The sequence below is a fragment of the Cognatiluteimonas weifangensis genome (assembly GCF_003416885.1).
GTDB lineage: Bacteria > Pseudomonadota > Gammaproteobacteria > Xanthomonadales > Xanthomonadaceae > Cognatiluteimonas > Cognatiluteimonas weifangensis.
The window spans coordinates 165544-180150 of the sequence record NZ_QVPD01000003.1 but is presented as its reverse complement, the minus strand read 5'-3'; the positions used below and the strand labels follow the sequence as shown (position 1 = coordinate 180150).

Sequence of the window (14607 nt, the reverse complement as noted above, 5' to 3'; positions counted from 1 at the left end):
ACCCGCACGCCCCGATCCGGCAGCCCGCTCAGAAACGATGGGTCAGGGTGACGCCCCAGGTATGGCCTTCGTACGCACCGGTGTTCTGTACCCGCTCGCTGTATCCGGCATTCAGGCTCAGCTGCCACGGCGAGAGGATGCCGAAGAACAGCTGGGCGCTGATGTCGTTGGCCCGTCGCCACGCGGTGAATGTCTCGTCCCGCTGGCGCCCGAGTCCCGCCTGCAGCGACAGCCCGACGTTGTCGCTGATGCCGATGTAGCTGAAGCCGGTCAGCGCGTAACGGCGGTAGTTGTCCGGCGCGTAGTAGCCGTTGCCCGGGTTGTCGTCGAACGACAGGTGCTGCACGGTCGCGCCCAGGTCGAGCATGAAGTGCGGCTTGCGCACTACCGCGCGTCGGAGCGCGGCGTTCCATTCCACGGCATCGTTGCCGTCGCTGTAGTGGTCGCGGCGCAGCCACAGGTCGCCGGTCCAGTTGAAGTCCGGCGTCCAGTGCGCGTGACCGGCGAGGCCGGTACGGTCCAGGCCCAGCGAGACCGAACGCGGCGACGCGGCGACGCGGTCCTGGTCGGCCTGCAGGTCCAGCCGGAAGCTGTCGCTGAAGCGATGGTCCAGCCCCAGCCGCCACAGCATGAGTCCGTCGCCGTCGATGGCGGAATGTCCGACGGCAGCGCTGAACTCGGTGTAGAGCGACGGCGCGTAGCGCACGCCGAACAGACCGCGGCTCTCGTCGATCGAACGGCCCCCGGCGGTGCTGGCGAACGGGCTCGACAGCGGCGAGCGATGATCCCATCGCCCCAGTTCCATGGTCCAGCGCAACGCCTCGCCCTGGCCGATTTCCGCGCGCAGGCTCGGCTGCGAACGGACCAGGTCGTCGGAATCGGTGGCGTACTGGTAATCGAGGGCGACGAACGAATCGGTGTGGATCCGCACCGCGCGTTCGAGATCGAGCGCGTCCTTGCTGTCGGGCTTGGCGCGCTTCACCGCCTCGACGTAGGGCAGCGCTGCACGTGGCCGCGCGGCCTGGCGCAGGGCGACGGCCTGGGTGTAGTTGGGCAGCAACCCCTCCGGGTCGGCGGCCAGTGGCGCCGCGTTCGCCGCCTGCGCTTCGCGGATGCGTCCGGCCCAGGCCAGCACCGCCGCCAGCACGACCTGGCCGTCGGCGCTCTGCGCGGCGGCCGGGTTCGCGTCGAGCACGCGCTTGGCGCCCGCGTAATCGCCGGCCCAGGTGAGGTAGCGTGCGAGGTCGAGCGTCGCGGCCTGGTCTTCCGGGTGGTTGGCCACGTATTCCCGCATCATGCGGGTCGCGGTGTTCGCGTCGCCGGCCCACATCAGGGCCCGCGCCTGCGCATCGAGCGACTGCTCGGCGGGCGTCTGCGCCGCAGCGACGACCGGCGCCGCCAACAGCGCCCCGATCAGCCAGGCGAGTCGTGTCATTTGCGCCATTTGCGGTTCCCCGTCAGCCACAGGTCGACGGCGAAACGCGCCATCGTGTAAGTGTCCGCCACCATCAGCGTGTAGCGCAGCGGCGTGATCGCGATGCCCTTGAGCAGGGTCGCGATGCGCGCACCGCGCGCGACCACCACCAGCACCGACAGCGACACCAGCAGTTCGGCGATCAGGGTCACCGCCAGCGGTTCCCACATGCGCAGGATCAGCATGACGATCAGCGCGGTCGGGAAACCGACCTTCTCCACCGCCGACAGGAACATCGCCCAGCCGATCGGGCGCCCGTACTCGCGCGTGTACTGCTCGCCGAACGGTTGCCGGTACTGCTCCTTGATCCGGCGCAGCTCCTCGACCCCGCTCTGCTTCTCCTGGCGGCGCTTGCGCCAGCGCTTGAGCGACTTGAACGGGGTGCGCAGCAGCGCGTCGAAGTAGTAGCAGCTCTGCAGGAACGATGACGACCACAGGTACACCTGCCGCGGCAGCCGCTGCACCTCCGGCTCCTCCGAACGCGCCAGCACGTCCTGCAGCTGGATGTTGCGGTAGCCCTCGTTGTTGAGGGCGAAGCCGATGAAGATGTCCTCGGAGTTGGTCAGGTCGTCGCCGAAGATCGGCTCGTATTTGTCGAACAGGTCCTTGACGTACTTGCGCCGGTAGGCGACCGCGCAGCCCACCGGGTTGGTGATGCTGCCGAAGAACACCATCTGCCCCTTGTAGACGAAGCGCTGCAGGAACAGGTACAGGCATTCGCGGTAGGTGTTGGTGACCCACCACCACAGCGAATGCAGCGCGCCGCGATGCTTGTGCGGGTCGTCGTAGGTCGGCGCGCCGTGCCAGCGGTGGAATTCCGGGGTCTGCGCCAGCGCGTGGCGGTCCTTGGGCCGCATCGGCAGGATCGTGCCGCAGGCGCTGGCGATGCCGATGCCCTGGTACAGCTCCTGCACGCAGCGCTCGATGTAGTCGGGCGACTCCAGGAAGGTGTCGCCGTCGAGAATGAACTCCACGTCGGAATCGAACTCGCGCGACTGGCGCTTGATCGTCGGGGTCTTGCCGATCGAGGCCGCGCGCTCGATCACGGTCAGGTGCAGGCCGGCCGCGGCGGCGTACTCGCGCGCGCGCGGCACGGTCAGGTCGCGGGAGCCGTCCTCCACCAGGATGACGTTGCGCGGGGGCAGCGTCTGCCGCGCCAGCGAGGCGAGGCAGTGGATGATGTTGTCCTCCTCCTTGTAGGCGGGAATCACCACGTCCACCACCGCGGTGCGCCAGTCCTCGGCGGGCGTGGGAACGGTCTTGTCGGGTCCGCGCAGCAGCCCGATCGCGCTAAGCAACGCGTTCGGACTGAGGACGAACCAGGGTGCAGTGGCCATCTTTCTCCCCTTGCAGGCGCAGGCGTTCGGCGGCGACCAGGTCGTCGATCGTCTGTTCCAGTGTGTAGTTGTGGCGGAAGCCGGTCAGCTCGCGCAGCCGGGACAGGTCCGGGCGGCGGCGGCGGATGTCCTCGAAGTCCTCGCCGTAGGCCTCCAGCAGCGGCACATGCCGGATCGACGAGTCGCTGCCGGCGCGCGCGATCACCAGCTGCGCCAGTTCCAGGATGCTGATTTCGCGGTCGTTGCCGACGTTGACGGTGACGGTGTCGCGGCCGGCGCGGGTGGCGAGCGCATCGAGCGCGACCACGGTGTCGCGCACGTCGCAGAACGAGCGCGTCTGCGCACCGCCGCCGAACACGGTGATCGGCTCGTTGCGCACCGCCTGGGCGACGAAGCGCGGCACCACCATGCCGTAGCGGCCGACCTGGCGCGGGCCGACGGTGTTGAAGAAGCGCGCGATCACCGCCGGGATGCCGAAGCGCTGCGCGTAGGCCAGCCCCAGCGCCTCGTCGGCGATCTTGCTGACCGAGTAGCCCCAGCGGGTGCCGGCACGGGTGCTGACGGTGAGCTCCTGGTCCTCGCGCAGGATGTGCTCGTCGTTGTGGCCGTAGACCTCGGAGCTGGAGGCCAGCACCACCTGCGGCTTCCAGCCGCCGGCGTTGGCCGCGCGCAGCAGGCGCTCGCAGCCCGCGATGTTGGTCGCCAGCACCTTGGCCGGCTCGGCGATCACCCGGTACACGCCGACCACGGCGGCCAGGTGGTAGATGCGGTCGGCCCAGCCGACCACGCGCTCGAGCCGGTCCCAGGTGAGCACGTCGGCCTGGTCGAAGCGGAAATTGGGATTGTCCTCGTGCGCGGCGAGGTTGGCGCGCACGCCCGTGGACAGGTCGTCGACGACGTGGACGCGGTCGCCGCACGCCAGGTGCAGGTCGACGAGATGCGAGCCGATGAAGCCGGCTCCACCGGTGATGAGGATATGCACGAGCCCCTACCCCTGAAAACGAACGGACGGCGCCACGTCCGGATGTGGCGATGTTCCTGCAGCGTAGACGCAATTCGCGTGCCATTCCGGCCATCGCCGCCGGCCGGAGCGGCGGGGTTCAGGGTGTGCCGTGGTAGCGGCCCTGCCACGGCCGGTACCAGGCGCGGATGCGGGCGATGTCGGCGTCCATGTCCGCGCCCAGCGTGAACGGCGGGCCGATGCCGATCACCTTGTCGGGATAGTGGAAATAGGCCGGCAGCACCGGCACGTCGGCGGCCTTGGCGATTTTCCAGAACCCGGTCTTCCAGCGCGCGACCGGCTTGCGGGTGCCCTCGGGCGCCAAGCCGAACCAGAATTTGTCGGCCTGGCGGATCAGCGCCGCCGCCTGCTCGGCCACGCCGCGGGCGGCGCTGCGATCCACCGCGATCACCCCGAGCCGGCGCAGCAGCGGGCCCAGCGGCCACCAGAACAGCTGGTGCTTGCCGAGGATGCGGATGTCCAGGCCGAGCGCGAGCTTGGCGGCGAAGCCCCAGATCCCGTCCCAGTTGGAGGAATGCGGCGCGCCGATCAGCACCAGCTTGGGGATGTCGGGGAAAGCGCCGACCATGCGCCAGCCGCCCAGCCGCAGCAGGCTGCGGCCGAGCCAGCGGGCGAATGCATTGGGCGGGGTCCGTGGCGCGTTCGGCGGCAGCGGCAGGACGATGTCGTCGGCAGACTCGGTCATGCGTGCGTGGTTCAGTCCCAGTCGCGGCGGCCGCGTCCCTGCTTGATCGTACTGCGTTCGCGCTTGGCGTCCAGCCGGCGCTGCTTGGCCGCGCGGCCGGGGCGGGTGGCGATCCGCGGCTTGGGTGCATGCAAGCCGGCCTCGATGAAGGCTGCCAGCCGCGCGCGCGCGTCCTCGCGGTTGCGCTCCTGGGTGCGGAAGCGCTGCGCGGCGAGCACCAGCACGCCGTCGGCGGTGAGCCGGCGGTCGCGGCGCGCCAGCAGCCGCGCGCGCACCGGCTCGGGCAGCGACGGCGAGCGGGCGACGTCGAAGCGCAGCTCCACCGCGGTGGCGACCTTGTTGACGTTCTGCCCGCCCGGCCCGGCCGCGCGCACGAAGCGTTCGACCAGTTCGTCGTCGTCGATGATGAGGGACCCGACCCGCATGGCGTGGATTGTAGGGGCCCGCGCGAGCGGCGACCGCGCGCAGCGGACGCCGCCGGCGCGTACCGCCGTGCCGCCAGCGGACTCAGCCGCGCGCGCCGCCGCGGCAGGCCGCCGGCGCAGGCAGGTTCACGGCTTGCGCGGCCACGCCGCCAGCAGCGCCCAGAGGCCGCCGAGGCCGGCGATCCAGGCCGCCGCCGGCACCCCGAACACGCGCGGGCCGCCGGCTTCCAGGCCGTACAGCACCGCCGCCGCCACCAGCAATCCGGTGCCCAGGATCGCGGCCACGGTGCGGCGCTGGCCGTCGCGCGCCGCGCGCGCCAGCTCGGCCAGGTCGCGCGAGTGCATGCGCAGCTCGTGCCGGCCCTGCACCTGCTGGCTGAACCAGGCGTGCAGCAGCCGCGGCATCTCCGGCGCCTGCGTCACCAGCTCCGGCAGGCGCTTGCGGAATTCGCCGAGCAGCCGCTGCGGGCTGTAGCGCTCGACCAGGATCTGCTCCAGCACCGGCCGCGCCACCGCCCAGATGTCGATCTTCGGGTCCAGCTGGCGGCCCACGCCCTCGATGCTCAGCAAGGTCTTCTGCAGCAGGATCAGCTGCGGCTGGATCGTCAGCTCGTGGCGCTGCGCGGTGCGGAACAGCTTCAGCAGCACCTCGCCCAGCGAAATCTCGGAGAGCGGCCGGGTGAAGTACGGCTCGCACACCGCGCGCGCCGCGGCCTCGAGCTCGTCGATGCGGATGTGCGCCGGCATCCAGCCCGCCTGCACGTGCAACTCGGCGATGCGGCGGTAGTCCTTGTTGAAGATCGCCATGAAGTTCTCGGCGAGGTAGTACTGGTCCTCGCTGGAGAGCTGGCCCATGATCCCGAAGTCCAGCGCGATGAAGCGCGGATCGAGCTTGCGCGCCGGGTCGGCGTCGACCCAGATGTTGCCGGCGTGGGCGTCGGCGTGGAAGAAGTTGTCGCGGAACACCTGTGTGTAGAACACGCGCACGCCCTTGGCCGCCAGCGCCTTGCGGTCGATGCCGGCGGCGTCCAGCGCGGCGATGTCGTCGGACGGGATGCCGCGCACGCGCTCCAGGGTCAGCACGCGCTCGGCGGTGTGGCTCCAGATCGGCTCGGGCACGTACAGGTCCGGCGAGCCGGACCAGTTGCGGCGCAGCACGCTGGCGTTGGCGCCCTCGCGCTGCAGGTCGAGTTCGGCGGCGAGGGTGGACTGGATTTCGGCCACGATCTCGCGCGGACGGATCTTGTCGGCGGCCGGATGGGTGCGGTCGACCAGCGCGGCGATGCTGCGCAGCAGGGCGATGTCCTGCGCGATCTGCGCCTCCACCCCGGGGCGCAGCACCTTGACCACCACCTCGCGCGGCGGCCGGCCGTCCGCCGCCGGCAAGGTCGCCGCGTGCACCTGCGCGATCGAGGCCGAGGCCAGCGGCACGATGTCGAACTCGGCGAACGCCTCGGCCACCGGCCGCGCCAGCGCCCGTTCCACGATCGCGCGCGCGACGTCGCCGTCGAACGGCGCGACCCGGTCCTGCAGCAAGGTGAGCTCGTCGGCGATGTCCGCCGGCACCAGGTCGCGGCGGGTCGACAGGATCTGTCCGAACTTGACGAAGATCGGCCCCAGCTCCTGCAGCGCCAGCCGCAGGCGCGCGCCGCGCGATTGCGCCGCGATCTCGCGCGCGGCGCGCGGCACGAACGGCCGCATCAGCTGCAGCCAGCGCTGCGCCGGGGTGCCGTCGAGCAGGTCGTCCAGGCGATAGCGCAGCAGCACCCGGCCGATGCGCAGCGCGCGCAGGCCGGATCTCATCGGCCGCTTCCGGCGTCGGCGGCCGCCGCGCGCAGGCTCGCGACCCGTGCCGCCAGTCGCGCGGCATCGTCGCGCAAGGTGTCGACCGCGTCGTGGAAGGCGTCGAGCTCGGCGCGCGGGACCACGTCGCGCGATTCCTCGGTGAGGTATTCGGCCGCGGCCGCGGCCAGCTCGCGGCCGGTGTCGCGCGCCGCGCGCAAGCCGGCGGCGACGGCGTCGGCCACCTGCACGCCGAGGATGTCGCCGAACGCCGCGACGAACGGCTGCTGCCAGTCGGGATCGAAGCGCTCGGCCAGCCGCTGCAGGCGGCGCGCGAGCTCGGCATCGCCGGACACGCGCATGCGCCCGACCGGCGGCGCATCGTCGCGCCGGCCCGCGTCGCCCCGCAGCAGCGGGAGCTGGGCCAGCAGTGCGGACAGCGTGGCACGCACGCCCAGGTCGGGTTCGTTACCGGGATCGACCGGGCCCACCCGCAGGCGCTCGTCCTCGACCGTGAGCCGCAACGCCAGCGGTGGCGCCTCGACCGCCAGCTCGACGCTGCGGCCGGCCAGCGGCGCCAGCGCCGCGCGCGTTTCCGGGTCCAGCGCCAGCGCGCGGTTGAGCGCGGCTTCCAGGGCGCGTCCGGCCAGCGGCTTCCAGTCGAAGGGCGATGCGGTCATCGCGGCATTGTAGGGCGGAACCCGGCACCCTCGCCCCGCGCAGCGGGGAGAGGGCACGGCATGAGGCCCGGCCGTCTTGTCGCCCTCGCCCCGCGGAGCGGGGAGAGGGACAGCTTCGCGCAGCGAAGCAGGGTGAGGGGTGCGTGGCGCGGTCGCGTGGCTCGGTCGCGGATCGAACGACGGGACGCGGAGTTACGTCGCTGCGCCGGCCCCTCATCCGCCTTCGGCACCTTCTCCCCGCACGCGGGGAGAAGGATCTCACCCTTGCCATCGTTTCTCCTGCCGACCTTCTCCCCGTGGGCGGGGAGAAGGAAAAGGCTACGCGCAGGCTGCCGCCAGCCGCGCCAGGCCTTCGGCGATCGTCACCTGCGGCACGTAGCCCAGATCGCGTTGCGCCGGGGCCATGTCGTACCAATGCGTAGTGCTGAGCTGCTCGGCCAGGAACCGCGTCAACGGCGGTTCGCCGCGCAACGGCAGCAGGGTCCACGCCGCCTCGCAGGCCGCGCCGATCGCGTAGGCCACGCCGAACGGCAGGGTCCCGGTCACTGCCGGCGCGCCGGCGGCGGCGAGCAGGCCGTTGACGATCTCGCGCATCGGTTTGGGTTCGCCGTTGCTGATGAAGTAGGCGCGGCCGGCGCAGGCCGCGCCCGGGGCGAGCCGGTCGAAGGCGTCGAAATGCGCCTGCGCGGCGTTGTCGATGTAGGTAGTGTCGACCACGTTGCTGCCGTCGCCGACGAAGCGCAGGCGCCCGGCGCGGGCGCGTGCGACCAGCCGCGGCAGCAGCTGGTTGTCGCCCGGGCCCCAGATCAGGCGCGGGCGCAGCGCGACGGTGGCCAGGGCCGCGTCGTTGGCCGCCAGCACCGCCTGTTCCGCCAGCAGCTTGGTCGTCGCGTACGGCGCTTTCAGGTGCGTGCCGTAGGGCACGCTCTCGGCGGTGCCGCCGGCGACCGGATGGGTGGCGCGGTGGGTGACGCTGGGCGAGGAGGTGTAGACCAGCTTGCCGATGCCGTGCGCGCGGCAGGCGGCGATGACATGCTCGGTGCCGAGCACGTTGGCACGGTGGTAGCTGGCGTAGCTGCCCCAGGCGCCGGCCTTGGCGGCGTTGTGGAACACCGCCTCGCAGCCTTGCGCGGCGGCGAGGACGGCGTCGCGGTCGGCCAGGTCGCCGCGCACCTGGCGCACGCCCAGCGCCTCCAGCGCCGGGTAATGGCCGCGGTTGAAACTCACGACCGCATGCCCGCGCGCGACCAACCCGCGGCACAACGCCTGGCCGAGGAAACCGCCGCCGCCGGTGACGAGGACGTTCACGGGCTATCGCCGCCAGCTCCCTCCCCTGCGCGCAGGGGAGGGTTGGGGTGGGGTGCGAGTTGCCGACAGACTTCATCGAGCACGGCTTTCGTCCTCAGCAACACATCGTCGTTCCAGAAGCGCATGACGCGGTACCCATTCACTGCCAGTTTGCGGGTCCGCTCGGCATCGTAATCGGTCTGCTCCAGGTGCTGTCCGCCGTCCAGTTCGATGACCAGACCAGCTTCGGGACATGCGAAGTCAGCGATATACCCCGCAATTGGATATTGACGGCGAAATTTGAACCCGAAAAGCTGCCGGCCGCGCAGGGACTGCCACAGCTTGCGTTCGGCATCGGTCGCATGCGTTCTCAGCGTTCTCGCGTGCGTGTGGATCTGTCGCAAGGCTTTACCCCCTCCCTGCCTCCCCCTGCACGCAGGGGGAGGAGCCAAGCCGTCGCGCCGCCCATGCCGCCAGTTTTTCGCGGCCGATCTTGGCGTTGTGGCGGATGTCGACCGGGAAGCCGGGGTGGAACAGGATCGTGCGAATCGGCGCCGTGTGCACGAAGCCTTCGCCGAGGTGGCGCAGCTCATCGGCGATGCGCGCGCGGTCGCTGCGCGGCACACCCTTGCGCAGTTCCACGCACAGCACCGGGCGCTGCGCGCCGCGCGCGCCGACGCCGACCAGCGCGGTGCGGCGCACCTGCGGATGGGCGTCGAACACCGGCTCGACCTGCTCGGTGCACAGCGTGGTGTCCGCCGTCACCACGCGCTGCGACTTGCGGCCGCAGAACCACAGCCGGCCTTCGGCATCGAAATAGCCCAGGTCGCCCATGCGGTGGACGATACGGGAAGCGCGCCCCGCATCCGCCTTCGGCACCTCGTCGATATGGGGAGAAGGAACGGCGGCGGCGTCGGTTTCGCCCGGCATCGGGGAGAGAGGGCGGGAAGCGCGCCCCTCATCCGCCCGTTGGGCACCTTCTCCCCGCACGCGGGGAGAAGGAACGGCTACGGCGGCTTCGCCCTGCATCGCGTGGAGAGACGCGGCGGCGGCTTCGCCCTCCCCCCGCATCGCGGGGGGAGGGACCGCTTCGCGCAGCGAAGCAGGGTGAGGGGTGGGTACCTCCTCGACGATCTTGGCCAGCCGGGTCGCCTGCTCCCGGTTGAAGTAGCTGTCGGTCGCGCTCGGCCCGGCGACGGTGATCTCGCCGACCCGCCCCGGCGGCGCCAGCAGGTCGTCGGACCACTGCGCGATCGCGGCGTCGTCGATGCGGATGATGCGGACCTGGTTGGGCGGCACCGGGCGGCCGACGCAAGTGCCGGCACCCTGCGCAGTGCGCGCGTGCAGCGTGACCAGCTCGCGGCCCTCGATCACCGCCACCGGCAGGCATTCGGTGGCGCCGTAGGGCGTCCAGAACTGCGCGTCGTCCGGCAGCAGCGCGCGCATTTGCGCGACCACCGCCGCGGGCACGGGCGCGCCGGCGGAGGTGACCCGGCGCAGCGTCGGCAGCGGTTCGCCGTGCTCGGCCAGCACCCGCATCAGCGCCGGCGAGCCGAACAGCTGGCCGACGCCGAAGCGCCGAATCGCATGCAGCAGCTTGCGCGGGTCGGCGTGCGCCGGGCGCGTGGGGTCCATGTCGGGGATGACCGAGGTCAGCCCGAGCGCGGGATCGAACAGCGCGAACGGCGGAAACGTCGGCAGGTCGACCGCGCCCGGTGCGATCCCGAACGCGGCGCGCAGCATGTCGATCTGGGCGAGGAAATGGCGGTGGCGATAGACCACGCCCTTGGGCACGCCGGTGGAGCCGGACGTGAACAGGATCGCGGCGACGTCCTCGGGCTGCGTGTCCGCAAGCTGCGGGCCGGCGCCGGCGCCTTCGCGCTCGACCTGCGCCAGGGTGGCGTCGGCCAGCCACGGGCGCGCGCCGGTGCCGATGCGCAGCCGCGCCGACCGCGCCCAGCGCAGCAGCGCCCGCGCCAGCAGCGCCAGCGGCACGCCGATGAAGGCGTCCGCCTGCGCCTCGTCCAGGCATTGCCGCAGCGCGCGCTTGTCGATGCCGGGGTCGACCAGCACCGGCACCGCGCCGGCCTTGAACAGCGCGAACATGACCAGGAAAAACTCCGGCGTGGGCCGCAGCATCACCACCGTGCGGCTGCCGCGGCCGATCCCGCGCCGCGCCAGGCCGGCGGCGATGGCGTCGCTGCGCGCGTCCAGCTGCGCGCAGGTCAGGGCGACGTCGTAGCGCGCCAGGCCCCGCCACGAGCGGCGCCCGGGACAGCGCAGCGCCACCTGGTCGGGGCGTTCGCGCGCCAGCCGCGGCAGCGCGGCGGCGATGTTGCAGGGTTCCGGCATGGGGGAATTGTAGGCGCGGGCGCTCATGCAGCGGCCGGTGGCGCGCGGGTTCGCGGCGCCGGCCGTGCGCGCCGGGCCGCAACGCAGTGGGACGCGCCGTCGGCTAGACGGGATGCGCGTCCAGGAACGCGCGGATTTCCGGCACCAGCACCTCGTGCCGCTCCTCCAGCACGTAATGCCCGGCATCGGCGAACGCGTGCACCTGCGCCTGCGGCAGCGCGCGGCGGAAGCCGTCGAGGAAATGCCGATCGAAGACGAAATCGCGCAGGCCCCAGCCGAGGAACGCCGGCCGGTCGGCGAATGCGGGCAGCCGGCGCCCGGCCTCGGCCACCAGCGCCCACGCCGGATCGCCCGCGCGCAGCGGGATGTCCTGCATGAAGCGCAGGGTCGCGATCGCGTTGCCCCAGCCGCGGTACGGCGCGATGTAGGCGCGGCGCACCGCGGCCGGCAGCCGCCGCCGCGTGCCCAGCCAGGCCGCGCCGCGCGCGAACAGGTTGAAGCGCCGGATCGCCCAGCCGCCGAGCCGCGAATCGCGCCCCAGCGACAGCTGCCACGGCATCGGCTTGGCCGCCGGCAGCGGGAACGCCGCGGTGTTGAGGATCACCAACCGCCGCACCTGCGCCGCGTGCGCCAGCGCCCAGCCGAACCCGATCATCCCGCCCCAGTCGTGCAGCGCCAGCGTCACCGGCGTGGCGTCGTCGATGCCGGCATGGCGCAGCAGCGCCTGCAGGTCGTCGACGCGCGATTGCAGCGTGTAGTCGTAGGTCGCTCCCGGCTTGCTGTCCCCCGCGACACCGGCGCGGCCCTGCGCGGCGCGCGGCGGGTGCACGCCGCCGCCGTCGTCGGGCTTGTCCGACAGGCCCATACCGACGTGGTCCGGGACGATGCAGCGGTAGCGGTCGCGCAAGCCCAGCACCAGGTGCCGCCAGTAATAGCTCCACGACGGATTGCCGTGCAGCATGACGACGACCTCGCCGTCGCGCGGGCCCTCGTCGAGGTAGCTCATCGCGATGCCGGGGCGCACTTCGAAGCGCTGCGGGGTGAAGGGGTAGTTGGGGAAGTTCATGCGAAACGCAGGCGGTCGATGCTGAAGGCGCCTTCGCTCTGCAGCTTGCCGGCAAGCCCGCGCAGAAAGACAAAGTCGCGCTCGCCGCGCTTCCGCCCAACCATGAAAACAGCGCCATATTCCGGATGTGTTGCGGCCGCCTTGTCCACTTCGCTGTCCTTGCCCCACAGGTGCTCGCCCTTCAGCTCGAGCAGCGCGATCCCGGGTGCGGCGCGCTCATGAAGGCAAACGACAAAATCCGGATAGAACCCGTCGCCCTCATCCCAGCGATACAGGCCGACTCCGGTCTTCGACGGATTCCGGTGCCACCAGCGTACCTGCGGACTCGCGTCCAGTAGCGCGGCGATGGCTTGTTCATCGACGTTCAGGCCGGATGGGAAGACGCCGTACAGGCCCCGTGCCGCCGGTGCGAGTCGCTGGGTGCTCGTCAGCTCGCTTGGCAGCGGGACGTCGATATCCGTCACCAGCCCAAGGCGCATGCGTCGATACGCGTCGCGCAGCAGATGTTGGCGGCGCACGAGCACGAGATCTAGCTGCTGCATGCGCTCCTCGTCGTCATCGGGCACATCCGCACCGGAGTCGCGGACGGCGCGCAAGAAGCGCTCCATAAGCCGCTCGTAAAGTTCGCGGTCGTTGGCCTCCGGCAAACGCAAGCGGATCTGCTCGGCACGCTCGGCCACGGCGGCGGGAGACAGCGACGCCCATACGTCTTCGATGCCCTCGTCGTCGACCGCCTTTCCGTCGAACAGCCCGGTCTCGCTGCGCTGCACCTGCACCTTGCGACGCAGGCGATCGGCCACTACCTCCGGCGAGAAATCCACGTGCGCCGCCAGCCCCGCCTCGAAGTCCACCGGCAACTCCGGCATTTTTTCGCCGCGCAGCGATGCGGGCCCGTCCGCGCGGCGGGGATAGCGGTACAGCGTGTCCTGCGCGAGCGCGAAGGCCGACACCAGCCCGGCTTCGGCCCGTGCCGGCGCTTCCCCCTCACCGCCCTGAATGGCGAGCAGTGCCTGGGCCGCGGTTGCGAGCGCCGAAAAGGGCGTGCCCTGCAGGGCGGCGTCCATGTTCCCTTCCCGCCGCAAGGGGGCCGCGTCCGCCGCCGTGGTATCCACCAGGCTGACACCGCCGCGATCCACCAGCAGGCTCAGCGGTTCGCCGCTACGCACCACCTGCACCTCGGCCGCATCCCCGATCACGGTCACCACGGTCTGCGTGCCCAGTTCGGGCGCCTGCGTGGTCAGCGTGTTGATCTGCGCGCCTGCCTGCAGCAGCCCCTCCTGGGATTCCGAATTGGCGAGAAAGACATACCCATAGTCGAGCAGCGCGGGCAGATCGGTACGCGCCTGCAGCAGTGCGTGCCGGCGCACGATGCGACCGATCACCTGCACGCCGAAGTCCACGTCGCGGGCGCCACGCAATGCAGCAAGGGTGAAGGCACGCGGCGCGTCGAAGCCCAGGGCGACCGCCATCTTGAAGATCAGCACTTCCACCGTCGGATCCTGGGCCAGCGCAAGCAGGTCCGGGTCGGGCTCGTCGGAGGTGTGCACACGCACCGCGCCGGCATCGAAGTCCAATTCCTCGACCAGATAGCGACGCGCGGCTTCCTGTGCGGCCTTTCCATCCGGAACCTGCACCAGCATCAGCGGGGTCAGCGCGATGTTCATGGCCCGCAGTTCGGCATGGGCTCGCCGGTGCATGGCTGCGCACTCGCGCAGCGCAAGATGCTCGAAATCGACGAGTTGCGCGGTGTCGCCATCGCGGGCGATGAAACGGACCATGCGCACGCCCTGCTTGAGCAGGCCGGCCTCGACCGCGTCGAAGCGGCTGACCGAAGCCCAGTCCGCCGGTTCACCGACGTAATATCCCGTCGCCCGCTCGAACGCGGCCATGTCGGCGTCGCGCGGCGTGGCGGTCATCAGCAGCGCATAGTCCGGCTGCAGCACTTGGCTGAAGAAGGCGCGGGCCTGCGCGGCGCGCTGGAAGCTGTGGTGCGCCTCGTCCACCACGCAACCGATACGCAGCCCCTCCTCGCGCGCAAGCGCGATCACGGTGTCGATGGCCAGGCCCGCGTCGCCAGACTGGCGGGCGCGGCGGCTGTCCGCATCGCGCGCAGCCAGCGAAGCCCAGGTGACGACGAACACCCCGCCGCCGCGCACAGCGTCGAGCTGACGGTCGCTGTCGAGGTCGAGCAGCGCCAGTTCCGGCGCCTGCGCAGCGATCACCCGGCGCGACTGCTCCACCAGCCCGGTGAAGGGCGCGAACCAGAACCACAGCACCCGCTCCTGCGCCGAGGTGCGGCGCATGGCCTCCACCGCGAGCAGGGTCTTGCCCGCGCCGGTGGGCGCCTGCAGCACCAGCGCGGCGTCCTTGCGGCGCGCGTCGGCAAACTGCTGCGGCGCGGCGTTGGCCAGTTGCGCGTACAGCGCGCGGACGTTGTCCAGGCGCGCGACGATGCCGTTGCAGACCGTTTCCTGGAACTTCTTGAGGGTCGCGGGCAT

11 protein-coding genes and 1 pseudogene are annotated in these 14607 nt (G+C 71.4%); all 12 read right to left on the bottom strand.

The window, feature by feature from the left end; translation table 11 throughout:
• Window positions 1-28 precede the first annotated feature (28 nt).
• Entirely contained in the window at window positions 29-1435 is a 1407-nt protein-coding gene (locus D0Y53_RS04165; RefSeq protein WP_117201942.1) for a tetratricopeptide repeat protein, read from the bottom strand.
• Window positions 1432-2811, bottom strand: a complete 1380-nt coding sequence (locus D0Y53_RS04160) for a glycosyltransferase family 2 protein (RefSeq protein WP_117201941.1) — start codon at window positions 2809-2811, stop codon at window positions 1432-1434. Before D0Y53_RS04160 ends, D0Y53_RS04165 begins: the two co-directional genes overlap by 4 nt.
• Window positions 2765-3793, bottom strand: coding sequence for an NAD-dependent epimerase/dehydratase family protein (locus tag D0Y53_RS04155; RefSeq protein ID WP_117201940.1), 1029 nt, complete (start codon window positions 3791-3793; stop codon window positions 2765-2767). Before D0Y53_RS04155 ends, D0Y53_RS04160 begins: the two co-directional genes overlap by 47 nt.
• Window positions 3794-3911: 118 nt before the next feature.
• Window positions 3912-4517, bottom strand: coding sequence for a lysophospholipid acyltransferase family protein (locus tag D0Y53_RS04150; RefSeq protein ID WP_117201939.1), 606 nt, complete (start codon window positions 4515-4517; stop codon window positions 3912-3914).
• Window positions 4518-4528: 11 nt separating this feature from the next.
• Entirely contained in the window at window positions 4529-4942 is a 414-nt protein-coding gene (gene arfB, locus D0Y53_RS04145; RefSeq protein WP_117201938.1) for an alternative ribosome rescue aminoacyl-tRNA hydrolase ArfB, read from the bottom strand.
• Window positions 4943-5068: 126 nt separating this feature from the next.
• Window positions 5069-6745 (bottom strand): ubiquinone biosynthesis regulatory protein kinase UbiB, encoded by a 1677-nt coding sequence (gene ubiB / locus D0Y53_RS04140; RefSeq protein ID WP_117201937.1) that lies wholly within the window; start codon window positions 6743-6745, stop codon window positions 5069-5071.
• Window positions 6742-7404, bottom strand: coding sequence for a ubiquinone biosynthesis accessory factor UbiJ (locus D0Y53_RS04135; protein WP_117201936.1), 663 nt, complete (start codon window positions 7402-7404; stop codon window positions 6742-6744). The genes ubiB and D0Y53_RS04135 overlap by 4 nt, the downstream gene beginning before the upstream one ends.
• Before the next feature lie 318 nt (window positions 7405-7722).
• Window positions 7723-8712, bottom strand: a complete 990-nt coding sequence (gene oleD, locus D0Y53_RS04130) for a 2-alkyl-3-oxoalkanoate reductase (protein WP_117201935.1) — start codon at window positions 8710-8712, stop codon at window positions 7723-7725.
• The gene (locus tag D0Y53_RS04125) at window positions 8709-9095 is read right to left on the bottom strand and encodes an endonuclease domain-containing protein (protein WP_117201934.1); all 387 of its coding nucleotides are present in this window, start codon (window positions 9093-9095) and stop codon (window positions 8709-8711) included. Before D0Y53_RS04125 ends, oleD begins: the two co-directional genes overlap by 4 nt.
• A gap of 271 nt (window positions 9096-9366) precedes the next feature.
• Window positions 9367-11043 (bottom strand): annotated as a pseudogene (locus D0Y53_RS13020) (fatty acid CoA ligase family protein); the annotation flags it as partial.
• 103 nt (window positions 11044-11146) lie between these two features.
• Window positions 11147-12109 carry an alpha/beta fold hydrolase gene (locus D0Y53_RS04110; protein WP_117201933.1) on the bottom strand — a complete coding sequence of 321 codons (963 nt, stop codon included), beginning with the start codon at window positions 12107-12109 and terminating at the stop codon, window positions 11147-11149.
• A complete protein-coding gene (locus D0Y53_RS04105) occupies window positions 12106-14607 on the bottom strand; it encodes a DEAD/DEAH box helicase (protein ID WP_117201932.1) in 2502 nt (833 codons plus the stop codon). The genes D0Y53_RS04110 and D0Y53_RS04105 overlap by 4 nt, the downstream gene beginning before the upstream one ends.

Excerpts from the sequence above, each read along its gene's own strand:
- D0Y53_RS04165 (WP_117201942.1), bottom strand. The coding sequence starts at position 1,435 with ATGACACGACTCGCCTGGCTGATCGGGGCGCTGTTGGCGGCGCCGGTC.
- D0Y53_RS04160 (WP_117201941.1), bottom strand. The coding sequence starts at position 2,811 with ATGGCCACTGCACCCTGGTTCGTCCTCAGTCCGAACGCGTTGCTTAGC.
- D0Y53_RS04150 (WP_117201939.1), bottom strand. The coding sequence starts at position 4,517 with ATGACCGAGTCTGCCGACGACATCGTCCTGCCGCTGCCGCCGAACGCG.
- arfB (WP_117201938.1), bottom strand. The coding sequence starts at position 4,942 with ATGCGGGTCGGGTCCCTCATCATCGACGACGACGAACTGGTCGAACGC.
- ubiB (WP_117201937.1), bottom strand. The coding sequence starts at position 6,745 with ATGAGATCCGGCCTGCGCGCGCTGCGCATCGGCCGGGTGCTGCTGCGC.
- D0Y53_RS04135 (WP_117201936.1), bottom strand. The coding sequence starts at position 7,404 with ATGACCGCATCGCCCTTCGACTGGAAGCCGCTGGCCGGACGCGCCCTG.
- D0Y53_RS04110 (WP_117201933.1), bottom strand. The coding sequence starts at position 12,109 with ATGAACTTCCCCAACTACCCCTTCACCCCGCAGCGCTTCGAAGTGCGC.
- D0Y53_RS04105 (WP_117201932.1), bottom strand. The coding sequence starts at position 14,607 with ATGCCCGCGACCCTCAAGAAGTTCCAGGAAACGGTCTGCAACGGCATC.